The following is a 22,189-nucleotide window of genomic DNA, read 5'->3' on the forward strand; positions in this document are numbered from 1 at the left end:
GAAAGAGTATTTGCAGATATGAAAGAGAAACATGGTTTGCGTTGGACTACGTTAAGAGGTTTGAAAAAAGTCTCGATGCAGGCGATGTTAGTTTTTGCTGCCATGAATTTGAAAAAGCTAGCGAATTGGACGTGGAAGAGACGTCCGAATCGCTCTCAATTTTTTATTTCATCCAAGATTTTAAGCATTTTTGACAAAAATAACCTCATACTAGGTAATTTAGCATGAGGTTAGTCTTCAGTCTGAAACGTCCTCATAGAGGACGTTTTTTCAAAATAAACTTAATTATCAATACGGCCAAATGTTAGATTTTTATATTATAGCGAATAACATCAGCCTTTACTAATGCGTTAAACAAGATGATAAGTAGTGGTGCAAAAAACACTCCTAATATACCGAAAACTTTAAAACCAACCCAAATACTTATTAGTGTAGTTAGAGGTCCAAGACCAATTCGTTCACCAAGAATTCTTGGTTCAATAATCTTTCGAGAAATCGTGATCACAAAAAATAGAATTATTAGTCCAACCCCCAGGAACATCTTACCCCTAGTCAAAGAAAAGATTGCCCAAGGCATCAAAACAGAACCAGTACCTAATATTGGTAATATATCGACGATTACTATAAATAAAGCGATCGCTAATGAATATCTAATATCTAATATAGCTAAACCGATTAAGCTAATGATATAGGTTATGGTGCTAAGAATGAATTGTGCTTGAATAAACCCTACAGTCGCTAGCTTAACTTCGCTTAGAACGATATTTACCTTTTCTCTAGAGCTATCTTTAAAATACTTATAGAATTGACTATTAATTTTATGAAGATTTAAACTGAATAAATATAGTGAGATAAATACTAAAATAGTTATAATAAAGTAGTTAGGAATAGCAGTTGTTAAATTATATGTGTGGGAACCAATACTTGAAATTAAGTCTAATGATGTTAAAATTTGAATAAATCCTTTAATAGATTGGTTAATTTGATCAGCAATCTCCTTTGGGAGCAATTGAATAAAATCTTGGAATTGCTGGTAAAAGTTTAGTATCCATGATTGAATGTTTGGAATGTTTTCTTGAAAAAAACCAATTAAATTGAACATCTCAGTGGTTATTTTGGTAATAGTAAAATAGATTAGTAGCAAAAATACCCCTAAAAATAAGAAATAAGTAATATTAACTGCAATAATCCGTTTCAACTTTCCCTTGTTTATTAATAATTGGTTTATCGGTTCTAACATAAGAGAAACTAGATAAGCAAGTAAGAAAGGTAAGAAGTGAGGTAATATATAATAAAGTCCGATTGGAATAACAATGGTTCCTAAAACTATTAAAGTTGCTACAAGTACTTTTTTAGCGTAGTTATTCATATTACAACCCTTTCATTTTCAAGATGATTTAGTGTTTGGAAGAATGTCGATGCTTGATGATTGCTATTTTATTTTACACTAATATATTAATATAAAAAAGATTCTGGTTTGCATAAAAACTTAGTATGGTTAATTATTCCCATAAAAATTTATTATAGACTTCTTAGGGAGGAGATTTCTATTTTGAGAGTTAATAAAAAATTAGTTTTAGTAATTGTTTCACTGGCGTTGATTTTAGGTGGTTGTAGCTTAAGGTCAAAGACATACGAAGAGGACAATCAAAGAACTGATTCTAATTCGATCGTTTCCCCTCAGGTTAAAGTAAATGAAGAATATTACCGTGGAGTACTTCCATATAAACACAGTCCAGTAAATGGAATGCTAGATGAAATACCTAGTAGGTTAGATGCCAATCATTTTGAAATAGGTTTGTTAGAGATTGCAAATAAAGTATTTGAACCTAATGATTTTATTTTTCAAGAAGGACAAGTACTATCAATGGACGATATTGAACTAATCTTAGGTTCTACAGAATATTCTGGTTTCTTATACACTGTTAATGAACACAATTATTTTTCAGAAGATAATCAATTTGCTGGAATAGTTCTTGGTATGGTCGTATCACCTAAGTATTATTTAAAGGACGAAAATGGGGAGTATATTAGAGATGCTTATGGGATGAGAAAATTTGCATTTTATACAGATGATGAGCTCATAGAAAAATCGAAACGGGTCGCAAATGATCTGGTTTCGATAATTAGGAGAAAGGGTGTTGAACCACGCATTTTGGTTGGGGTAATGAAGGCTGAAACTAAAGACATGAAACTACCTGGAACGTTTATTTTAACTGGAGATGTTAAACAGGGAGAAAACATCGTATGGAATAGACTAAATGAATCTTTCCTATTTTTGCCGGCAAAATTTATTAATCTAGATGGAATTTATAGCGATACAGCTAGGGCATTCAATCATTTTAAGGATAGTATTGATCAATATTTCCCAGGATTCGCAGGGATAACTGGGTTAGCTAGATTTGTTGATGATGAAATGGTAGAAATGACGATTAAAGTATATGCAGAAATTGATTCGACTGTGGAAACGATTCAATTTACACAATTTTCCGTGGCTTTGATTGAAAAGTACTTTTCTGAAAATATTAAAATTAATTTATATATTAATTCGATTAATAAGCCTAAAGCAATCTATGTAAAAAATGCTAATGGCGATGATTTTATGCATGTTTATCGGTATTAGTTAGTAGAATAGCTAGTAAATTGGTAAATATAAAAAAGACAGCATAAAGAGCTGTCTTTTAAATTTTTTAGGATTTGAATAGGCTTTTTAAGATTAGTAAACCATTTGCCGGTCTTTCTGCAATTCTGCGTGAGAAATATGGATACCACTCTTTCCCATATGGTACATAAACACGCATTTTGTATCCTTCTTTTACTAGTTGTCTTTGTAATCCGCTACGAACACCATATAACATTTGGAATTCAAAAAGATCATTACTAATATTATTTTCTTTAACGAAGCGTTTTGTTTCTTCAATAATTTTTTCATCATGTGAAGCTATTGCAGTGAAGTTACCACTCTTTAAATGGATAGCAACAATCTTGTTAAAGTTCTCATCGACATCTTTTTTTAGGGGAAAGGCAACCGATTCTGGTTCCTTATATGCTCCTTTAACAATTCGTAAGCTAGCTCCCAATTTTCCTAATTCTCTTACATCGTTTTCAGTACGATATAGGTAAGATTGTAAAACAAGTCCTACATGTTCTTTACCGTACTTTTTGAGTACACGTTTGAAAAGGTCAATCGTAATTTGTACTACTGGAGAATCTTCGATATCAATTCGTACAAAATTATTATATTTTTTAGCTGTTTCTACAATTCTATCTAAGTTGTCATAACATAATTCTGGATCAATTTTTAAGCCAAGTTGTGTTAGTTTTATAGAAACATTCGCATTTAATTTATATTTATCTATGATGTCAAAGATGCGTATAGCTTCGTCGGCTGCTTCAATAGCTTCTGTTTTTGTGGTAACGCTTTCACCAACGTGATCTATCGTTACCAATAATCCTTCATTATTCAATTTTTTAACCACTTCAGCAGCTTGTTCTAAACTCTCTCCAGCAATAAAACGTTTAGCACCTAAACGCATACCGTAATTTGATACAAAATTTGTTACAACTTTATTAGCTGCAACAGTAAGTACGGTTTTTCTCCACAATTGGTCAAAAGCCATAGCAACCTACCTCACTTTTCCAAAAAATCTGTCAATTCCAACATCATTATATCATACCAAAATACAAATAAATACGATTATTTGCAAACTAATAATTATACAAAAAATTAAGAAAATTTTCATTAATTTTTCGAAAAATTGGACTAAAAACATTAAGATAGTATTTTAATTTTTTAAATAATACGATAAAATAAAAAAGGATGAATTATTAAATATTTGTAAACATTGTTTTAAGGGAGGGTCCTATTGTGATCAGAGAATACAGACCAGAACCACTTACTGATTTTTCAAAAGAAGAAAACCGTCGGGCTTTTGAAGAGGCTTTAATATTAGTAAAATCTGAACTTGGTAAAGAATATCCACTAATAATCAATGGAGAAAGAATTTTTACAGAGAAAAAGATAATTTCTTATAATCCTGCAAACAAAGATGAAGTTGTTGGTGTTGTATCCAAAGCAAATCAAGAACTAGCTGAAAAGGCAATCCAAGAGGCAGCTAAGAAGTTTGAAGAATGGAAAAAGTGGCCTGCTGATGCGCGTGCCCGTCTACTTTTTAAAGCTGCTGCTATCTTACGACGCCGTAAGCATGAATTTTCTGCAATGATGGTTTATGAGGCTGGTAAGAGTTGGCCTGAAGCAGATGCTGATACTGCTGAAGCAATTGATTTTATGGAGTTTTATGGCCGTGAAATGATCAGATTAGGTGGCTCACAGCCTTTAACATCACTCGACGGTGAAACAAATGATTTATACTGGATTCCTCTAGGAGTCGGATTAGTAATTCCTCCTTGGAACTTCCCGTTAGCAATATTAACAGGAATGACTACAGCTGCTGTCGTATCAGGTAATACAGTTGTTTTAAAACCTGCAAGTGCTACTCCAGTTATTGCTGCTAAATTTATGGAAGTTATGGAAGAAGCGGGTATGCCAGATGGAGTTATCAACTATTTACCAGGTAGTGGTGGTGAAGTTGGCGATTACTTAGTAGAACATCCATTAACTAGATTCATCAGCTTTACTGGGTCTAAAGAAGTAGGATTACGTATCAATCAAAAGGCTTCCGTCTTAAGCCCAGGACAAAAGTGGATCAAACGTGTCGTTGCTGAAATGGGTGGAAAGGACGCTATTTTAGTAGATAAAGATGCAGACTTAGAAGCTGCTGCAACGGGAATTGTTGCATCTGCTTATGGTTTCCAAGGTCAGAAATGTTCAGCATGTTCACGTGCAATCGTTCATAAAGATGTTTATGATAAGGTGCTTGAGTTAGTAGTTGAAAAAACGAAAGCGATTTCAATGGGAAGTACAGATGAACATAAGAATAACTTCGGTCCTGTAATTGATAAAAATGCATTTGAAAGCATCAACCGATATATCGAGATTGGTAAGAAAGAAGGGCGCTTGGTTCTTGGAGGATCAAGTGATGATTCTGAAGGTTACTTTATCGAACCTACTATCATTGCTGATGTTGATCCAAATGCAGTGATCGCACAGGAAGAAATTTTCGGCCCAGTATTAGCAATGATTAAAGCTGAAGACCTAGATGATGGGATCAGAATATTCAATGATACTGAATACGGACTAACAGGATCATTATATGCGAAGAGTCGTGAAGCGATTGAAAAATGTCGTCAAGAATTACATGTGGGTAATCTATACTTTAATCGTAAGTCCACAGGAGCTATTGTAGGAGTCCATCCGTTTGGTGGATTTAATATGTCTGGTACTGATTCAAAAGCTGGTGGACGTGATTACTTGCAGTTATTCATGCAATTAAAATCTGTTTCTGAAACACTTTAATTTCAACTAATCAAAACAAAGGGGATGTCCAATAAAGGGCGTCCCTTTTTTACTGATAATTGTCAATGTGCTAGATTGCTTTAAAACTTAGATTGTTAAGTATATAATAATGAATAGTTTAATGTTTAGAAAGGAAAGATGTAGATGAAAATTGGTATTATTGGTGCCATGGACGAAGAGGTGCAAATTTTAAAAGAGAAAATTATTAATCGTGAAGAGAGGATTATTGCAGGTTCCGAGTTTTATACTGGAACAATAGATGATGTTGAAGTAGTGTTATTAAAATCAGGTATTGGTAAGGTAAATGCAGCGATGGCTACGACCCTCCTAATCCAACTGTATAAACCTGATTATGTGATTAACACGGGTTCGGCAGGCGGTTTTCATAAGGATTTAAAGGTTGGCGATATTGTTATCTCTAATGAACTTCGTTATCATGATGTAGATGCTACTGTTTTTGGATATGAATATGGACAAGTTCCTGGAATGCCAGCTTACTATTTACCTGATTCTAAATTAGTTGAAATCGCTGAAGCTAGCGCAGGTAAATTAGATCTAAATGTGGTAACTGGCCTTATCACATCAAGTGACTCCTTTATGAGTGATGTTGATCGGGTAAATGAAGTTAAGAAGCTCTTTCCTAATGTTTTTGCAGCAGAAATGGAAGCAACGGCTATTGCTCAGGTTTGTTCACAGTTCAAAGTTCCATTTGTTATTATTCGATCATTATCGGATATTGCTGGAAGTGAAGCTAAAATATCATATGATCAATTTTTAGAAACTGCCTCTATAAACTCTGCTAAATTAGTTTTATCAATGTTAAAGGAGATTGATTAAGATGGGTAAAAAATTAAATGTTGAAAGTTTTAATTTAGATCATACTAAAGTTAAAGCACCATATATTCGTTTGGCTAGCATTATTAAAGGAGAATATGGAGACACTATCTATAAGTATGACATTCGTTTTTGTCAACCAAACAAAGATTATATAAAAATGCCAGCCTTGCATGCATTAGAACATATATTAGCTGAAAATATCCGCAATCATTTAGACAAGGTTGTTGATTTAAGTCCTATGGGTTGCCAAACTGGATTTTATTTGATAGTTTTAAATAATTCTGATGAAGATGCGATTTTTACAGCACTTGAGAAAACGTTAGAAGATGTAATAAATGCCGAAAAAGTTCCTGCAGATAATGAAGTTCAATGTGGTAATGCCAAGAGTCACGATCTTGAAGGCGCTAAAGAAGCAGCAAAAAAGATGCTAGAAAAGAAAAATGAGTGGAAAGAAGTATTTGCATAATAAGTTATAAAAATATAGGTCAAAATAAAGGCAAAACAAGATGGAGGAAAATCATGATAAGATATATCCTTCCTTTTAGTTTTGTCTTTTTACTTTTATTAATTATGGTACCACTGTTCAGGAGAATTGCATTCAAATATAATTTTGTTGACGTACCTAGTCGAAGAAAAGTTCACAATAAACCGGTGCCATTACTTGGTGGAATAGCAATATTTGTCGGTTATATACTTGCTATTTTTTTATGGTTAGATTCTTTTAGATTAACATTTGCAATTTTAATAAGTGGAGTACTAATTGTAGGTATTGGTCTTTTGGATGATTATTACAAAACAAGGGGAGAAGATCTATCAGCGTTACCTAAAATAATAGTTCAATTTATTGCCGGTTTGGTTTTATTTTCTTTTGGTATCCGAATAATGGGCATTACCTCTATATTTTCTGAAGGTATGATCTTTTTTGCACCAGGGATATCTTTGTTTGTAACTCTTTTATGGGTTACTGCCTTGATAAATATGATTAACTTCTTCGATGGTGCTGACGGGCTCGCAAGTGGGATTTCAATCATTTCCTCGATGACTCTCTTTCTTATATCCTTCGTTAAGGGACAGGAAGTTACCGCGATGCTATCAGTTATTTTGATGGGGAGTTCTTCAGGATTTTTAGTATATAACTTCCATCCTGCAAAAATATTTATGGGTGATGCTGGATCAGCGTTTTTAGGACTTATTTTAGCAATTATTTCGATTGAAGGAGCATTAAAGAGTGCGACTATCTTATCAATATTAATGATGATTTTGGTTTTTGGGGTTCCAATTTTTGATACAATATTGGTTCTATTTAATAGGTGGAAAAACAAAAAGCCCCTATATATCGCTGATAAAAATCATGCTCACCACCGTTTATTAAAAAAAGGTTATAGCCAAAAACAAGCTGTAGGGTTAATCTATATAATAAGCATTATTTTTTCTTTAGTTGCAACATTATTTTTGTTTAAATAATTTTACATAAGAACCCAAAAATAATTAGTGTAATAAACTTGGAGGAATAAAATGACAAAAAACACCATCAATTCACCATCTCGCGTAATGGTAATAGGATTTTTGGTAAGTATAATGGTGTCAACATTGCTGTTGCAATTACCTATTTTTCTTGAGGAAAACAGTAAAATCACTTTTGGGGAAGCGTTGTTTACTGCAACATCAGCAATTACGGTTACAGGATTAAATGTAATTGATCCGGGTACAACGTTCAATCGATGGGGGGAAATATTGTTAATTCTTCTAATTCAGATTGGAGGTCTCGGTTTCATGACCTTTACAATCTGGTTCTTTATTTTATTTGGTAAAAAAATAGGCTTAAAGGAAAGGTTATTGATGCAAGAAAATACCGGACAAATTAATCTAGAGGGAATTGTTCGTTTAGCCTTTCATTTACTATGGATAACTATAAGTTTTGAAACGGTAGGAGCGATATTGTTAGCTCTAAGGTGGTATAAGAGAATGGGATGGGATGAGGCGATATTTCAGGGGATTTTCCACTCCGTTTCTGCTTTTAACAATGCGGGTTTTAGCTTGTTTTCCAATAGCTTGATGGATAACGTAAATGATCCATATGTTAATATAGTAATTACTACGTTGATTTTAATAGGTGGAATTGGATTTTTTGTTATTATTGATCTTATTGGTAAAAAATTCGAATTAAAACAATTAACTTTAAATAGTAAAGTTACTTTAGCGACAAATTTTGCTTTAATAGTTTTTGGAACTTTTTTCTTTTTAATAATGGAATACAAGAATCCAGCAACCCTTGGACCATTACCATTTTCTTCAAAAATTATTACATCCTTCTTCCAAACGGTTACAACTAGAACTGCAGGTTTTAATACGATTAATATTGGAGATATGTATCAGGTTAGCTTAATCATCATCATAATTTATATGTTTATTGGAGCCTCATCTGGTTCTACTGGTGGTGGAGTAAAGGTTACAACTGTAACAATTATTTGGTTTTCACTGATTTCCGTTCTTAGGGGTAAGAGGGATGTTATTATATTTAGAAGGAGAATACCAATGGAAACAGTCCTTCGTTCAATGGCTATTATCATGCTATCGATAATTATCATAATTTCCGTAGTGATTTTATTGGATATAACAGAAAGAGGGACACCATTTATAGCAATACTATTTGAAACAGTATCGGCTTTTGGTACTGTTGGACTTAGTATGGGGGTAACACCCCAATTGTCTGAAGTAGGTCGGGTAATCATAATAATCATGATGTTTATTGGAAGATTAGGACCTTTAACAGTTGGCTATGCTCTAGCAAGAAAGGTAGAAAAAGACTATTTTAGATATCCTGAAGAAAAAGTAATGATTGGTTAATTTCTTTATGTGTGAGATAGGCTGTGGTATGATTTAATACATATATTTTTGATCCTTAATAGGGGGGAAGAGAAATGAGTATCTCTAGAGATGAAGTAAAACATATTGCTAATCTAAGTAGATTAACCTTAGCTGATGAAGAGATTGAAAGCTACTTGGAACAACTAAATAAGATTTTAGGATTTGTGAAAAAACTAGATGAATTAAATACTGATAATGTTGAGCCAACCAGTCACGTTCTAAAGATAAGCAATGTTTTTAGAGAAGATAAGGTAAGGGATTCATTAACAACAGAAATGGTTTCGCAAAATGCACCTGATTGGAAGGATGGACAGTTTAAAGTTCCTAAGGTGATGGAAGGATAAGGAAGGAGGAAAAACTTTGTCTCTGTTCGATTTATCTATTACAGAAATACATAAACGTCTGAAAGAAAGAGAAATAAGTGCGACTGATCTAGTAAAAGAATCTCTTAGAAGGATTGATGAAGTTGAAAAGGACGTACAAGCCTTTTTACTAATAGATTCAGATAGGGCTCTTAGTAGAGCAAAAAAAATTGATAATGATATAGTAAATTCAGAGGAAATCGGGATTTTAGCAGGACTACCAGTTGGTATAAAAGATAATATCATAACCGAAGGTGTTAGAACGACTTGCGGAAGTAAAATATTAGAGAATTATAACCCCATATACAGTGCTACGGTCTATAAAAGAATACTTGCTGGACAATCAATTATGATCGGAAAGACCAATATGGACGAATTTGCGATGGGATCATCTACGGAACATTCAGCTTATCATCCTACTTTCAATCCTTGGAATTTGAATTATGTCCCTGGAGGTTCTAGTGGAGGTTCTGCGGCTGCAGTAGCTGCTGGAGAAGTATATTATGCTCTTGGATCTGATACTGGAGGCTCGATTAGGCAACCTGCAGCTTATACGGGTGTAGTTGGTTTAAAACCTACCTATGGATTAGTTTCTAGGTTTGGTTTAGTAGCCTTTGCCTCCTCGTTAGACCAAATAGGACCAATTACTAAAAATGTGGAAGATGCGGCATATGTACTTCAAACAATTGCTGGTCATGATGAATATGATTCCACTTCGGCAAATGTTCCAATCCCAGATTATATTTCCGGTTTAACTCGAGAAATAAAAGGCTTAAGAATTGGAGTGCCTAAGGAATATATGGGGGAAGGAATTGATCATGGTGTTAAGGAAAAAATTCAGGACGCCATTGAGGTTTTATCAGGATTAGGAGCTATCATCGAAGAGGTATCTTTACCACATACTGAGTATGCTGTTGCCACTTATTACATCATTGCACCTTCAGAGGCCTCTTCTAACTTAGCTAGATATGATGGGGTCCGCTATGGTATTCGTGCTGATTCAGCAGAAAACCTCATTGATATGTATAAGAAAACCCGAAGTGAAGGGTTGGGTTCAGAAGTAAAACGTCGCATAATGTTAGGAACCTACGCTTTAAGTTCTGGATATTATGATGATTATTATTTAAAAGCACAAAAGGTTAGAACGTTGATTAAGCAAGACTTTGAAAAGGTGTTCGACAAATTTGATCTTATTCTAGGTCCGACAGTACCGACGACTGCCTTTAAAATAGATGAGAATATTAACGATCCATTGACTATGTACCTTAATGATATTTTAACAATACCAGTTAATTTAGCTGGCTTACCTGCAATAAGCATTCCAGCAGGTCTTGTTAACGGTCTTCCAGTTGGATTACAACTGATTGGGAAGCATTTTGCAGAGGCTACAATTTTACGTGCGGCATATGCCTTTGAACAAAGTACGGAACATAATAAATTGAAGGCTCAATTTGTGAGGGGGTAGGAAAATGAGATATGAAACAGTAATTGGGTTAGAAGTTCATGCTGAATTATCTACTAATACCAAGATATTTTGTGGTTGTTCGACTGAGTTTGGTGCCCCTCCAAATACTCATACTTGCCCAATTTGTTTAGGACATCCTGGGGTATTACCAGTTGTCAACAAACAGGCAGTAGAATTTGCTATTAAAGCAGCTTTAGCATTAAATTGCGAGATTTCTCTGGAAACTAAGTTTGATCGTAAAAACTATTTTTACCCAGATTTGCCCAAGGCATATCAAATATCACAATATGATAAGCCAATAGGCAAAAATGGCTGGGTAGAAATTGAATTGGATGGAAAAAAGAAAAAAATTCGCATTAATCGACTTCATCTTGAAGAAGATGCAGGTAAACTGACCCATAGTGATAATGGAGCGGGAACGTTAGTAGATTTTAACCGTGTAGGTGTACCTTTAATCGAAATCGTATCTGAAGCAGATATTAGATCACCTGAAGAAGCTAGGGCCTATCTTGAAAAAATTAAAGCAATTATCCAATATACAGGAGTATCGGATGTAAAGATGGAAGAAGGTTCGTTAAGATGTGATGCAAATATTAGTTTACGTCCCTTAGGACAAGAGGAATTTGGAACAAAAACAGAACTAAAAAACATGAATTCATTTAAAGGAGTACAAAAGGCTTTAGAATACGAAGTAAAAAGACAGACAGAACTTTTAGAATCTGGAAAACGGATTGTCCAAGAAACCTTACGCTGGAACGAAGAACTAGGAATTACGGTATCAATGCGCAGTAAGGAAGAAGCACATGATTATCGTTATTTCCCTGATCCTGATTTAGTCGTAATAATCATTGACCAAGAATGGATTAATAGAATTAAAGAAGAACTTCCGGAACTACCCGATGCTCGCAAAGCTAGGTATATTAAAGAATATGGTTTATCTGATTATGATGCCAATATTTTAATCGAATCAAAAAGTTTAGGAGATTTCTTTGAAGAAACCTTAAAATATACTAATAACGCTAAAACAGTTGCCAATTGGATTATGGGAGACCTACTAAGGTATCTAAACTCAGAAGATATAGAGATTCAAGAAAGTAAAATTACGCCAAAATATCTTGGAGAAATGATTCAATTACTCGAAAAAGGAACTATAAGTGGCAAAATTGCTAAAACTGTCTTTAAAGAAATATTAGCAACGGGTATGGACCCACAAACGATTGTTAAGGAAAAAGGTCTTGTTCAAATTACCGATGAAAGTGAGATTGCCAAGATTGTTGATAGTGTGCTATCAAATAATCCTCAATCAGTAGAAGATTTTCGAAATGGTAAAGAGAAAGCAATCGGATTTTTAGTGGGACAAGTTATGAAGGAAACAAAAGGTAAAGCAAACCCACAATTAGTAAATAAACTGATTAGAGATAAGATTTAATTAGATTTACTTGATTAAAAGATAAGCTGTCATGGGTATGGCAGCTTATTTATATACTATTTAACATTTACAATTAAAATTGACTTTAACTTTAACGTTAAATTAAGATAGGATTGACGAATTGATTATAAAGAAGGTAGAAATATGAATGAAGTAGTCTGGATTATCTCTCATGGATCAAGTAGTAAAGCTTGGATGGATACTATTGATAAAACCATCGCTAGTTTAGATTACCATCTACCAATAATTACATCATTTATTAACAATATAGAAAAAAGAACGATTGAAGATGGTATTGAAGAATTAACTAAACTAAAAGCAAAAAAAGTGATTGTGGTTCCCTTATTTGTTTCATCTGCTAGTACACATATTGATGATATAAAAACAATATTATCTAAGTATAAGAAAAAAATAAATTTCGTTTTTACTTCTGCTATGGACGATCATCAATTTGTGGTAGAGCACATTATTAAACAGGCTTCTGAACTATCTAATAATCCAAGTCAAGAAGCACTATTAATAATCGGACATGGAACTATTCAAGCTAATTTACATAACAAATGGAATAGGATATTATCTAATTTAATAGATAAACTTAGTCAACGTACTGATTATTTACAAATTAGCCACGCTACTGTTTTTCCGAATACGATAATCGATCAGCTTAATAAAATTGATAAAAAACTAAGAGTGATTGTAATTCCGCTATTTTTAAGTAATGGTATTTATATTGATAAAAAAATACCTGAGTTAATAGCGGGGTATAATGTTATTTATAGTAGAAAGGGCTATTTATCTGGTAATTGGATTACATCTTGGATAATTGATCAAGTTGAAGCTACTTTTTTAAATAATGAAGTAAAAATAAATGAAGAAGAGTAAGGTGATAGAATGAAAAGGGCTCGACTTATTTATAATCCTACTTCTGGAAGGGAAGAGATCAAGAGAAATTTACCGGACATTTTAGATATTCTTGAAAGTTATGGGATAGAAACTTCATGTCATCAGACAAAAGGAAATGGTGACGCCACAATAGCGGCTAAAGAAGCGGTGGAAAGAGGTTTTGATATAGTTATCGCTGCTGGTGGAGATGGAACACTATATGAAGTTATTAATGGGATAGTTGGAATGGAACATCGGCCTCAGATGGGGATTATCCCGGCTGGAACAACCAATGACTTTGCTAGGGCATTAAGAATACCTAGGGATTTTAAAAATGCTGCAAAGATTATTGGAACACAACACAGTAAAGTAATTGATATTGGCCGGTATAATGATAAATATTTCATCAATATTGCTGGTGGTGGGCGGCTTACTGAATTAACCTATGAAGTGCCAAGTAAATTAAAGACAGTTCTAGGTCAATTAGCTTATTATCTACGTGGTATAGAGAAGTTGCCTTTTTTGAAGCCGATAAATATTACTCTTGAAACAGAAGAAAAGATATTTAGTGAAGAAGCGATGTTATTTTTGATAGCAAATAGTAATTCAGTAGGAGGATTTAAAAAGTTAGCGCCCAATGGAAATTTTAGTGATGGACTATTTGATGTTATCATCCTGAAGAAAACTAACTTGCCTGACTTTATTCGTATCGCCAAACTTGCTTTAAAGGGAGAACATATAAATGAGCCAAATGTCATCTATTTTCAAACAAATAAGCTAAAAGTATATCCTAATAATTCAGATAAGGTGTTAGTTAATTTAGATGGTGAATTGGGAGGGAGCTTACCTGGACAATTTGAAGTACTAAAACATCATATTGAGGTTTTGGTACCACCAAACATTAAATAACGAGCTACATACATCTTGATAGGCTGAAAATTATCAGCCTATTTTATAATACTCGAAATATCATCTTCGCACTATGGCGATGCTATTAATAGATAACAATATTTTAGCTGGTATAAACAAAAAAGGAAGGAAAAGAAATTATGGAAAAAGTGCAAATACCGGTACAAAAAAACCAATATATTGAGATGGAGTTTACAGGTTTCGGACATGATGGAGAAGGTGTAGGTAAATATCAGGGCTATACTTTATTTGTTCCTGGTGTACTTCCTGGGGAAAAAGCGAAAGTTAAAGTAATAAAAGTAAAAAAGAATTATGGTTATGGACGGTTAATTGAGCTTATTGATACTAGCCAAGATCGTATCGAACCCAAATGTTCAATATACAAACAGTGTGGAGGGTGTCAACTTCAACATATAACATATCAAGAACAGTTAAAACAGAAAAGGTTGTTGGTAGAAGATAATATTAAAAGAATCGGGAAAATTGAAGATGTAGTGATTCATCAAACACTTGGAATGAGAGACCCGTGGAATTATCGAAATAAGTCTCAAGTACCTGTTGCCAAAAGAGAAGGAGGATTAATTGCAGGTTTTTATGCAAAGAGAACACATGATGTAATCGATATGAAAGAATGTCTTATCCAGCAAGAAGAAAATAATTATATGATACAGACAGTGCGACGTATTGCCGAGGAAATTGGAATTGCTCCTTATGATGAAAAAAATCATCAAGGGATACTTCGTCATATTGTTACTAGGGTAGGTGTCAATACTGGTGAACGAATGTTAATATTGGTTACAAATGGGAAGGATTTTCCAAATAAAGAGGAACTGATTAAAAGAATCGTTGAAGAACTTCCGGATTTAACTAGCTTGATTCAAAACGTTAATGATCAACGGACCAATGTTATTATGGGGTTAAAATCGATAACCCTTTGGGGACGTGATGTAATATACGATACCATAGGAGATATTAAATTTGCTATTTCGCCCCGCTCATTTTATCAAGTTAATCCTGAACAAACCAAGCAATTATATGACAAAGCATTAGAATACGCGATGTTAACAGGAAATGAAAATGTAATAGATGCTTATTGTGGAATTGGAACGATTTCTTTATTCTTAGCCAAAAAAGCTAAACAGGTGTATGGAGTGGAGATCGTACCTGAAGCGATTAAGGATGCTAAGAAAAATGCTGAATTAAATGGAATTAAAAATGTAACTTTTGAGGTAGGAGCTGCAGAAACAGTAATTCCTAAATGGCAACAACAGGGACTAAATGTTGATGTAGTGGTAGTGGACCCTCCCAGAAAAGGGTGTGACCAATCATTATTACAGACTATCATCGAGTTAAAACCAAAGAGAGTCGTATATGTATCTTGTAATCCAAGCACCTTAGCTAGGGATCTTAGAATTCTAGAAGATGGTGGATTTAAAACAATAGAGATTCAGCCAGTAGATATGTTTCCACAGACAACACACGTGGAATCCGTGGCCTTATTAACCTTGAAATAGCAGCATTTTTGCGAAGTTGTTGTAGCTATAACGGAAGGAAAATTGGATTTTGGACCTTGGGAACAAATATTTTATGGTGAGTTTGATGGTAAGAGGAGCAAGAGGGTTTTAGTGAAGATTATTGGTGAGTAAATTGGGCAAGATGTGATAGGGAGACGATTTTTAATTATCAAATTGGCGTAAATGGAAGGGAAAGAAGATGAGTGATAAGAAGTCTAAATCAGAAAAAAGAAATAATCAAATAACTAGATCGATGAAAAGAGTAAAAGATAGAGTGACCTTAGAAATTATAAGATTAGGGATAAATGGCGAAGGAGTCGGATACTTAAAAGGGCAAGTTGTATTTGTAGATGGTGCGTTACCTGGAGAAAAAGTAATAGTTGAAGCCACAGAAATTAAAGATAAATATGCTAAAGCAAAAGTAGTTAAATTTATCAATAGATCTAACGAACGAATTAAAGGGAAATGTTCAATTTATAGCAAGTGCGGTGGTTGTACCCTTCAACACTATCAGTATCAAGCGCAGCTTGATGCTAAGAGGGAAATCGTTAAGGAGTCATTTGAGAAGTATCTTGGGAAGAAACATGAAATCCCTGAGATAAAATCTGTTTTAGGGATGGACAACCCTTGGCAATATAGGAACAAAGCTCAAATTCCTTTAGCTGAAAAAAATAATAAAGTGATAGTTGGTTTATATCGTGCTGGTTCAAATAGAATTATAGAGATGAAACAATGTATGGTTCATCACCCAGAATTGGATAAGGCAATTCAAGGTATTAAGGAAATAGTTGAAGAATTAAAAATACCTATCTATGATCCAAAGAAGAAAAAAGGACAATTAAGAAATATCGTGGCTAGAATTAGCTTTGCTACAAGAGAAATGCAAGTGGTACTAGTCACATTTACTAATGAATTGAAAGAGTCTAAAGAGTTAGTAAAACGGATAGCTATGCAATTTCCCAAGGTAGTAAGTATTGCTCAAAACATAAATCCCGCAATTACACCATTGGTTATGGGAGATAAAACTAAAATTTTATGGGGCAAGGAAAGATTGGTTGAAACAATAGGAGAAATTAAATATTCCTTATCCCCAAGATCATTTTTTCAATTGAACCCTACTCAAATGGAAGTGTTATACAATGAAGTATCAAAAGCGGCACAGCTAACAGGTGAAGAATCGGTTTTAGATGCCTATTGCGGTGCAGGTACTCTTAGTTTATGGCTAGCTAAAGAGGCTTCTGAAGTTAGGGGGGTTGAGGTGGTAGCAGATGCGATAAAAGACGCAAAATACAATGCGGAATTAAACAATATAACCAATGTCCATTTTTCTGTTGGAAATGTTGAAAGGGTATTACCAAAGTGGGTTAAAAAAGGTTATCGAGCAGATGTTATAGTAGTCGACCCACCGAGGACTGGGCTTGGCGAAAAATTATTGACTGCGATTAATGATGCTAAACCTAAGAAGATAATTTACGTCTCTTGTAATCCTGCAACTTTAGCGAAGGACTGCAAGCATTTAATAGAAAAGGGATACAATATTGAGTATGTGCAACCTGTAGATATGTTCCCACAGACAAGTCATGTAGAATCGGTGGCCTTATTAACTTTGAAATGTGTGAATAACACTTAGGAGGAAAGAAAATGTTAGATTTAAACTCAGTACTAAAAAATGCTAAAAAATGGGCAAGAGAAGTAGGTAAAATCCAAAGGCAGAACTTCAGAAAAAACAACTTATTGATTAATACAAAATCTACAGGTATTGATTTGGTTACTGAAGTGGATAAGCTATCTGAAGAATATATTTTAAAAGCAATTAAAGAAAATTATCCTGACCATCAAATCCTTTCAGAAGAATCAGGTAGACAAGATAAAAAATCAGATTATTTATGGATAATCGACCCATTAGATGGTACGACTAATTATGCCCAAGGGATTCCAATATTCGTGATATCAATCGCCCTTAAATATCAAGATGAAACTGTTATAGGGGTTATTTATGCTCCGATGTTGGACCAAATGTTTGAAGCGATCAAAGGTCAAAAGGCCTATATGAATGGAGAAGAAATCAAAGTTGGTATTAAAAAGGAACTTAATCAGTGTGTATTAGCATCTGGTTTTCCTTATGATAGGTCTAGCAATCAAGATAATAATGCAAACTATTTTGCTCATTTGGTACCAAAAGTTAGAGGACTAAGAAGGATGGGGGCAGCAGCATATGATTTAGCCAATGTTGCCGCAGGAATTTTAGATGGTTATTGGGAGTTAAATTTAAGCCCATGGGATGTTGCAGCAGGATTGTTAATTTTAGAAGAAGCTGGTGGTAAAGTGATTTATCTGCCGGAAAAAAGAGGTATTTCACTTGTGGCAGGAAATGAAGTTATTGTGAAAAAAATATATGATGAACTTAAAGTTGTCGATAGCAAGAAAATTTAAAAATAAAGAGAGGATGTTAGAATATCCTCCCTAATCACTCACTTCCTTTTGCCCTTTCATCAGCTTTTCTTGCTCTTTCTAAGGCATTAAGATCGTCACCATCAGCCCTGTCAAGAGAAAATTCTACATCTTCATTGACGGTAATAGGCTTATTATCTTTAGATTTTTTCACCATGTTAATTCCTCCATTGATAAACATTAATATACGCTTTATATTCTTCCAGAAGAAAATTAATGCTATTCATGATATGATAAAAAATGTTTGTTAAAATAATATTACATTGCTTATGATTCCAAATTTAAAAATTATCAAGTTAAGGAGTGTGATAATAGATGTCAAAGTTTCCTAGCTACATCCAAGAAGTTGATGGGGAATTATGGCTAACTGAAGATGAAAGGGATAATATGAAGCTTAGCTATCGGGTAAAGGATATAATATTTGCTGAACAATCTCCATTTCAACATGTAATGATTCTTGATACATATGATTTTGGTCGCACCCTTGTTTTAGATGGGGTCGTTCAAACAACATCCGTTGATGGATATATCTATAATGAAATGATTTCCCACATTCCAATGACACTTCACCCAAATCCTAAAACAGTCCTTATCATTGGTGGTGGGGATTGTGGTGTAGCAAAAGAAGTAACAAAATATGATCAAGTTGAACATATCGATATGGTAGAGATAGACAAATTTGTTGTGGATGTATCACTAAAATATCTACCAGAGGTTTCTGGCAACTTATCCGACGAACGTGTAAACTTTATATATACGGATGGAGTTAAGTTTGTTCAAGAACTTGAAAATAAATATGATGTTATTATCATCGATTCATCTGATCCTGTGGGACCAGCGGAACAACTTTTTTCAGAAGAATTTTACCAAAATCTTCATAAAGCTTTAAAGCCTGATGGAGTTATGGTATGTCAAAGTCAATCTCCTGCATTCCATATGGATGTAACTAAACAAACTTATCAGAGAATCAATAATCTATTTCCAATAACAAGTATCTATACAGCTGTTGTGCCTACTTATCCTGGAGGATTATGGAGTTTTACACTTGGTTCTAAAAAATATGAACCTAAAAATCTAGGAGAAAAATGGCAAGATAAAAGCACAAAATATGTGAATCAGGGAATTGTAGAAAGTTGTTTTGTTCTTCCGGAATTCATGAAAAACAACCTTAAATAAGAAGACAGTAAAAAGGGGAGCACTTAAGCTCCCTTTAGTTTGCACTTATATTCTATTGGCCTACTTGAGATTTAACTTGTTGTAAATCTGTAGGTGAAGCAGGTTGTGCTGGTTGATAATATCCCTTTTGAATTGCTATATTAGCAAGTTGATATTGAAATTGTTCATCAGAGTTGCGAATTTGTTGCAAAGTTTGACGAAGTTGCTGATTAGATGTTTCTCCTATCATTCTGGCGTAATTACCAAGGCCACTTTTTAACATACTTAAAACATCATTAACTATTTCCTTCTCCTGCATCAATAAATCCCCCCTATTGTAAAAATGAAAGTAACTGTTGTTTAGTATTTAATGCAGATTGTGCTGATTGTTGGAGCATTTGTTTTAATTGTTGATCAGTACATTGATTAGCATATTCAGTTAACTTTTTATTCGCTAAATCATGCCCACTTATTAACTCTCTTAGGTGTTGTAGTTCTAATTGTGTTAATTGATTTTGCATTTTCGTACTCCTTTCTTTATGCTGAGCCAATGTTGAGATCTTACATAATATAATGTGCCAATCTAATAGCTGTTTTATTCGTCTTATGTACTTGTAGTCAACCATTTATGAATATTATTGGGGTAAATTAAGAACACTATAATATAGAGATCGTTGACTAAGGGAGGAAAATTATGAAAAAAATCGTGGTAATTGGTAGTGGCGCAGTAGGATCAACTTTTGCTTATACTGTTTTGGTTAAGGGGCTTGCTAATGAGTTAGTAATAATCGATATAAATAAAGATAAGGCCGAGGGGGATGCTTTAGATTTAAATCATGGATTATTGTTAGCACAGCCAATGAAAATCTATGCAGGGGATTATCCAGATTGTGAAGAGGCAGATATTATTGTTATTACGGCTGGTGCTGCACAAAAACCAGGTGAAACAAGACTGGATCTAATGCAACGCAATGTCTCTATTTATCGCCAAATATTATCCGAGGTACTCAAATACAATAAAAGAGCTATTTTTCTAATCGCAACAAACCCCGTCGACATTCTTACTTATATAACGATTAAATTGACCAACTTACCAAGAGAACAAATTATAGGTTCTGGCACACTGTTAGATAGTAGTAGATTTCGCTATTTAATTTCTGAAAAGATAAAAGTAGATCCAAGAAACATTCATGGCTTAATTATCGGGGAACATGGTGATACGGAACTTCCTATTTGGAGTTTACTTAATATTTCCGGAATTAATCAAGACCAAATTGTAGAAGAATCTAGGTTTTATTTATCTGATGAAGATATGGAAGATATATATGAAAACACTAAAAATGCAGCTTATCAAATAATAGAAAAAAAGGGAGCAACCTATTACGCCATCGCATTATCTCTAGCTAAAATTTGTGAGACAATTCTGGGTGATCAAAAGTCAATCATCCCAGTTTCAGTTTATCTAGATGACTACAAAGGCATCAATGATGTTTGTTTAGGTATTCCAAGTGTTGTTGGAAGAAATGGAATTGAAATGATACTTGATATTCCATTATCAAATGAAGAAGAACAAAAATTAATAAATTCCGGTAAAAAATTACGTGAGTTTATCAATCAAATTGAATTAAAACCAATTAACTAATTTGAATCGATAATGTAAAAAAGTTGTAAATTTAAAAGATTGCATATATGAATAAATACATTATATACTAGGCATAAAGAGAAAAGATTTTTTTAAGAGGAGAAATGTCAATGGCAGTAAAATTATTTACCGATTCTAGTTGTGATTTACCGATGGAGGTGATCAAGAGTAATAAAATAATCGTTGTTCCTTTAAGGATTACCTTTGATAACGAAAGTTATTTAGATCGAGTTAATCTTGAAGTTTCTGAATTTTATCAGAAAATGAGGGAACATGAAGAATTGCCTAAAACAGCGGCACCATCTCCACATGATTATCTAGAAATACTTGAGCAGGAGCTAGGTCCTCAAGATGAAGGAATTATAATAACATTATCTTCCCAATTAAGTAGTACCCTTCAAAGTGCAAAAATGGCAATAGAAATGTATAAGGAAAAATACTCAAATGCTAAAGTTGTTGCACTTGATTCAAAAAATGCTTCTGTTGGGTTAGGATTAATTATGATACAGGCTGCTAAATTAAGAGATAATGGGTTAGCCTTTGCAGAAATTGTTAAAAAAATTCGGGATGTCATTGATAAAACCCATACTCTAATCTTACTAGACTCACTAGAAAATACTATCAAAGGAGGAAGATTGGATAAGGTTAGGGGTAAGGTTGCAACAATATTATCAATCAAGGTCTTAATGAAGAACAGTTTCCAAGGTTCAATTGATATAATCGACAAAGTTCGGGGTTCGAATAAGGCAGTTAGCAGATTATTAGATTTTATAGGAATGTACGGAGAAAATCTTGAAGAGAAATTTTTAGCGATTGCCCATTCAGAATGTGAAGAAAAAGCAATTAAATTGAAAAAGATGATTGAGGAAAGATATAAAACTGCTAAGATTATTATTACAGAAATAGGCCCGACTGTAGGCACTTATGCAGGTGAGGGAGGAATACTTATATCATTTTAGGTCGTACAATATGTACGATCTTTTTTATAATTTTTGTTTGTATAAATTCACCAATAGCGTTGCATAAAAGTTATAGTGGTTAGTTCACACAATATTCTGAACAATATTTTCCTAAACTTCGACCAAAGAACCAGTAACCAACTAAAGGTGATCACTGTCCATTTGGCAATTATTACTATTTGATTTAATTATTCACAAAAAAACAAAACAACTTACAATAACTATTTTTATCCTGGTGCTTTAACCATTAACTTTATCCAATTATCGTATGGCTTCCAAAGTAAAATTCGTAACCAGCGA

23 protein-coding genes and 1 pseudogene are annotated in these 22,189 nt (G+C 33.6%); 19 read left to right on the plus strand and 5 right to left on the minus strand.

The genetic code is table 11. The features are described 5' to 3' along the window. A partial coding sequence (locus BHF71_RS12330) for a transposase (RefSeq protein ID WP_084024083.1) occupies positions 1-228 on the plus strand: 228 nt, incomplete at its 5' end. A 76-nt stretch (positions 229-304) separates the two neighbouring features. Here the strand turns inward: BHF71_RS12330 and ytvI are convergent. Then, positions 305-1,369, minus strand: a complete 1,065-nt coding sequence (ytvI, locus tag BHF71_RS06565) for a sporulation integral membrane protein YtvI (protein ID WP_069656874.1) — start codon at positions 1,367-1,369, stop codon at positions 305-307. 183 nt (positions 1,370-1,552) lie between these two features. Between ytvI and BHF71_RS06570 the strand changes: the two genes are divergently transcribed. Beyond that, positions 1,553-2,623 (plus strand): CamS family sex pheromone protein, encoded by a 1,071-nt coding sequence (locus tag BHF71_RS06570; protein WP_069656875.1) that lies wholly within the window; start codon positions 1,553-1,555, stop codon positions 2,621-2,623. 67 nt (positions 2,624-2,690) lie between these two features. Here the strand turns inward: BHF71_RS06570 and BHF71_RS06575 are convergent, their stop codons facing one another. Then, positions 2,691-3,620 carry a proline dehydrogenase family protein gene (locus BHF71_RS06575; protein ID WP_069656876.1) on the minus strand — a complete coding sequence of 310 codons (930 nt, stop codon included), beginning with the start codon at positions 3,618-3,620 and terminating at the stop codon, positions 2,691-2,693. Positions 3,621-3,868: 248 nt separating this feature from the next. Between BHF71_RS06575 and pruA the strand changes: the two genes are divergently transcribed. The 14 genes and pseudogenes from pruA to BHF71_RS06645 all read left to right on the plus strand — a co-directional run bounded on the left by pruA (position 3,869) and on the right by BHF71_RS06645 (position 18,115). After that, positions 3,869-5,416 carry an L-glutamate gamma-semialdehyde dehydrogenase gene (gene pruA / locus BHF71_RS06580; RefSeq protein WP_069656877.1) on the plus strand — a complete coding sequence of 516 codons (1,548 nt, stop codon included), beginning with the start codon at positions 3,869-3,871 and terminating at the stop codon, positions 5,414-5,416. A 144-nt stretch (positions 5,417-5,560) separates the two neighbouring features. Beyond that, complete coding sequence (gene mtnN, locus BHF71_RS06585; RefSeq protein WP_069656878.1) at positions 5,561-6,253, plus strand: 5'-methylthioadenosine/S-adenosylhomocysteine nucleosidase; 693 nt, start codon at positions 5,561-5,563, stop codon at positions 6,251-6,253. A gap of 1 nt (position 6,254) precedes the next feature. Further along, positions 6,255-6,719 carry an S-ribosylhomocysteine lyase gene (locus BHF71_RS06590; protein ID WP_069656879.1) on the plus strand — a complete coding sequence of 155 codons (465 nt, stop codon included), beginning with the start codon at positions 6,255-6,257 and terminating at the stop codon, positions 6,717-6,719. A gap of 53 nt (positions 6,720-6,772) precedes the next feature. Next, the gene (locus BHF71_RS06595; protein ID WP_069656880.1) at positions 6,773-7,717 is read left to right on the plus strand and encodes an MraY family glycosyltransferase; all 945 of its coding nucleotides are present in this window, start codon (positions 6,773-6,775) and stop codon (positions 7,715-7,717) included. 51 nt (positions 7,718-7,768) lie between these two features. After that, positions 7,769-9,100 (plus strand): TrkH family potassium uptake protein, encoded by a 1,332-nt coding sequence (locus tag BHF71_RS06600; protein ID WP_069656881.1) that lies wholly within the window; start codon positions 7,769-7,771, stop codon positions 9,098-9,100. A gap of 74 nt (positions 9,101-9,174) precedes the next feature. Continuing rightward, the gene (gatC, locus tag BHF71_RS06605; protein WP_069656882.1) at positions 9,175-9,465 is read left to right on the plus strand and encodes an Asp-tRNA(Asn)/Glu-tRNA(Gln) amidotransferase subunit GatC; all 291 of its coding nucleotides are present in this window, start codon (positions 9,175-9,177) and stop codon (positions 9,463-9,465) included. Positions 9,466-9,481: 16 nt separating this feature from the next. Further along, positions 9,482-10,948: an Asp-tRNA(Asn)/Glu-tRNA(Gln) amidotransferase subunit GatA gene (gatA, locus tag BHF71_RS06610; protein ID WP_069656883.1), complete on the plus strand. Its 1,467-nt coding sequence runs from the start codon at positions 9,482-9,484 to the stop codon at positions 10,946-10,948. 4 nt (positions 10,949-10,952) lie between these two features. Next, the gene (gene gatB, locus BHF71_RS06615; RefSeq protein WP_069656884.1) at positions 10,953-12,377 is read left to right on the plus strand and encodes an Asp-tRNA(Asn)/Glu-tRNA(Gln) amidotransferase subunit GatB; all 1,425 of its coding nucleotides are present in this window, start codon (positions 10,953-10,955) and stop codon (positions 12,375-12,377) included. A 144-nt stretch (positions 12,378-12,521) separates the two neighbouring features. Next, positions 12,522-13,259, plus strand: a complete 738-nt coding sequence (locus tag BHF71_RS06620) for a sirohydrochlorin chelatase (RefSeq protein ID WP_069656885.1) — start codon at positions 12,522-12,524, stop codon at positions 13,257-13,259. 9 nt (positions 13,260-13,268) lie between these two features. After that, positions 13,269-14,168 carry a diacylglycerol kinase gene (locus tag BHF71_RS06625; RefSeq protein WP_069656886.1) on the plus strand — a complete coding sequence of 300 codons (900 nt, stop codon included), beginning with the start codon at positions 13,269-13,271 and terminating at the stop codon, positions 14,166-14,168. A gap of 140 nt (positions 14,169-14,308) precedes the next feature. Continuing rightward, complete coding sequence (rlmD, locus tag BHF71_RS06630; protein ID WP_069656887.1) at positions 14,309-15,682, plus strand: 23S rRNA (uracil(1939)-C(5))-methyltransferase RlmD; 1,374 nt, start codon at positions 14,309-14,311, stop codon at positions 15,680-15,682. 24 nt (positions 15,683-15,706) lie between these two features. Beyond that, a pseudogene (locus BHF71_RS12585) lies at positions 15,707-15,814 on the plus strand (YjbQ family protein); the annotation flags it as partial. Between the two features lie 67 nt (positions 15,815-15,881). Continuing rightward, positions 15,882-17,312: a 23S rRNA (uracil(1939)-C(5))-methyltransferase RlmD gene (rlmD, locus tag BHF71_RS06640; RefSeq protein ID WP_245683836.1), complete on the plus strand. Its 1,431-nt coding sequence runs from the start codon at positions 15,882-15,884 to the stop codon at positions 17,310-17,312. Positions 17,313-17,323: 11 nt separating this feature from the next. Next, the gene (locus BHF71_RS06645) at positions 17,324-18,115 is read left to right on the plus strand and encodes an inositol monophosphatase family protein (protein ID WP_069656888.1); all 792 of its coding nucleotides are present in this window, start codon (positions 17,324-17,326) and stop codon (positions 18,113-18,115) included. A gap of 34 nt (positions 18,116-18,149) precedes the next feature. Here the strand turns inward: BHF71_RS06645 and BHF71_RS11855 are convergent, their stop codons facing one another. Next, the gene (locus tag BHF71_RS11855; RefSeq protein ID WP_141705347.1) at positions 18,150-18,290 is read right to left on the minus strand and encodes a YfhD family protein; all 141 of its coding nucleotides are present in this window, start codon (positions 18,288-18,290) and stop codon (positions 18,150-18,152) included. A 158-nt stretch (positions 18,291-18,448) separates the two neighbouring features. On the opposite strand from BHF71_RS11855, the gene speE reads away from it, so the two are divergent. Beyond that, positions 18,449-19,309, plus strand: a complete 861-nt coding sequence (gene speE, locus BHF71_RS06650) for a polyamine aminopropyltransferase (protein WP_069656889.1) — start codon at positions 18,449-18,451, stop codon at positions 19,307-19,309. A gap of 52 nt (positions 19,310-19,361) precedes the next feature. Here the strand turns inward: speE and BHF71_RS06655 are convergent, their stop codons facing one another. Both BHF71_RS06655 and BHF71_RS06660 read right to left on the minus strand, forming a co-directional pair. Then, positions 19,362-19,607: a spore coat protein gene (locus tag BHF71_RS06655; RefSeq protein WP_069656890.1), complete on the minus strand. Its 246-nt coding sequence runs from the start codon at positions 19,605-19,607 to the stop codon at positions 19,362-19,364. A 13-nt stretch (positions 19,608-19,620) separates the two neighbouring features. Continuing rightward, positions 19,621-19,809 (minus strand): hypothetical protein, encoded by a 189-nt coding sequence (locus tag BHF71_RS06660; RefSeq protein ID WP_069656891.1) that lies wholly within the window; start codon positions 19,807-19,809, stop codon positions 19,621-19,623. Between the two features lie 173 nt (positions 19,810-19,982). Here BHF71_RS06660 and BHF71_RS06665 point away from each other — a divergent pair, with 173 nt between their 5' ends. Then, on the plus strand, positions 19,983-20,930 hold the full coding sequence (locus tag BHF71_RS06665) for an L-lactate dehydrogenase (protein ID WP_069656892.1): 948 nt from the start codon (positions 19,983-19,985) through the stop codon (positions 20,928-20,930). A gap of 110 nt (positions 20,931-21,040) precedes the next feature. Further along, positions 21,041-21,889: a DegV family protein gene (locus BHF71_RS06670; protein WP_069656893.1), complete on the plus strand. Its 849-nt coding sequence runs from the start codon at positions 21,041-21,043 to the stop codon at positions 21,887-21,889. Positions 21,890-22,189: the final 300 nt, after the last annotated feature.

Origin of the sequence: Vulcanibacillus modesticaldus (assembly GCF_001730235.1) — a bacterium.
In the GTDB taxonomy this organism is placed as follows: Bacteria; Bacillota; Bacilli; order Tepidibacillales; family Tepidibacillaceae; genus Vulcanibacillus; species Vulcanibacillus modesticaldus.

Excerpts from the sequence above, each read along its gene's own strand:
- BHF71_RS06660 (WP_069656891.1), bottom strand. The coding sequence starts at position 19,809 with ATGCAAAATCAATTAACACAATTAGAACTACAACACCTAAGAGAGTTA.
- ytvI (WP_069656874.1), bottom strand. The coding sequence starts at position 1,369 with ATGAATAACTACGCTAAAAAAGTACTTGTAGCAACTTTAATAGTTTTA.
- BHF71_RS06655 (WP_069656890.1), bottom strand. The coding sequence starts at position 19,607 with ATGCAGGAGAAGGAAATAGTTAATGATGTTTTAAGTATGTTAAAAAGT.
- BHF71_RS06575 (WP_069656876.1), bottom strand. The coding sequence starts at position 3,620 with ATGGCTTTTGACCAATTGTGGAGAAAAACCGTACTTACTGTTGCAGCT.
- mtnN (WP_069656878.1), top strand. The coding sequence starts at position 5,561 with ATGAAAATTGGTATTATTGGTGCCATGGACGAAGAGGTGCAAATTTTA.
- rlmD (WP_069656887.1), top strand. The coding sequence starts at position 14,309 with ATGGAAAAAGTGCAAATACCGGTACAAAAAAACCAATATATTGAGATG.
- gatB (WP_069656884.1), top strand. The coding sequence starts at position 10,953 with ATGAGATATGAAACAGTAATTGGGTTAGAAGTTCATGCTGAATTATCT.
- BHF71_RS06620 (WP_069656885.1), top strand. The coding sequence starts at position 12,522 with ATGAATGAAGTAGTCTGGATTATCTCTCATGGATCAAGTAGTAAAGCT.
- BHF71_RS06625 (WP_069656886.1), top strand. The coding sequence starts at position 13,269 with ATGAAAAGGGCTCGACTTATTTATAATCCTACTTCTGGAAGGGAAGAG.
- BHF71_RS06600 (WP_069656881.1), top strand. The coding sequence starts at position 7,769 with ATGACAAAAAACACCATCAATTCACCATCTCGCGTAATGGTAATAGGA.
- BHF71_RS06590 (WP_069656879.1), top strand. The coding sequence starts at position 6,255 with ATGGGTAAAAAATTAAATGTTGAAAGTTTTAATTTAGATCATACTAAA.
- gatC (WP_069656882.1), top strand. The coding sequence starts at position 9,175 with ATGAGTATCTCTAGAGATGAAGTAAAACATATTGCTAATCTAAGTAGA.
- BHF71_RS06665 (WP_069656892.1), top strand. The coding sequence starts at position 19,983 with ATGAAAAAAATCGTGGTAATTGGTAGTGGCGCAGTAGGATCAACTTTT.
- BHF71_RS11855 (WP_141705347.1), bottom strand. The coding sequence starts at position 18,290 with ATGGTGAAAAAATCTAAAGATAATAAGCCTATTACCGTCAATGAAGAT.
- BHF71_RS06595 (WP_069656880.1), top strand. The coding sequence starts at position 6,773 with ATGATAAGATATATCCTTCCTTTTAGTTTTGTCTTTTTACTTTTATTA.
- rlmD (WP_245683836.1), top strand. The coding sequence starts at position 15,882 with ATGAGTGATAAGAAGTCTAAATCAGAAAAAAGAAATAATCAAATAACT.
- BHF71_RS06645 (WP_069656888.1), top strand. The coding sequence starts at position 17,324 with ATGTTAGATTTAAACTCAGTACTAAAAAATGCTAAAAAATGGGCAAGA.
- speE (WP_069656889.1), top strand. The coding sequence starts at position 18,449 with ATGTCAAAGTTTCCTAGCTACATCCAAGAAGTTGATGGGGAATTATGG.
- BHF71_RS06670 (WP_069656893.1), top strand. The coding sequence starts at position 21,041 with ATGGCAGTAAAATTATTTACCGATTCTAGTTGTGATTTACCGATGGAG.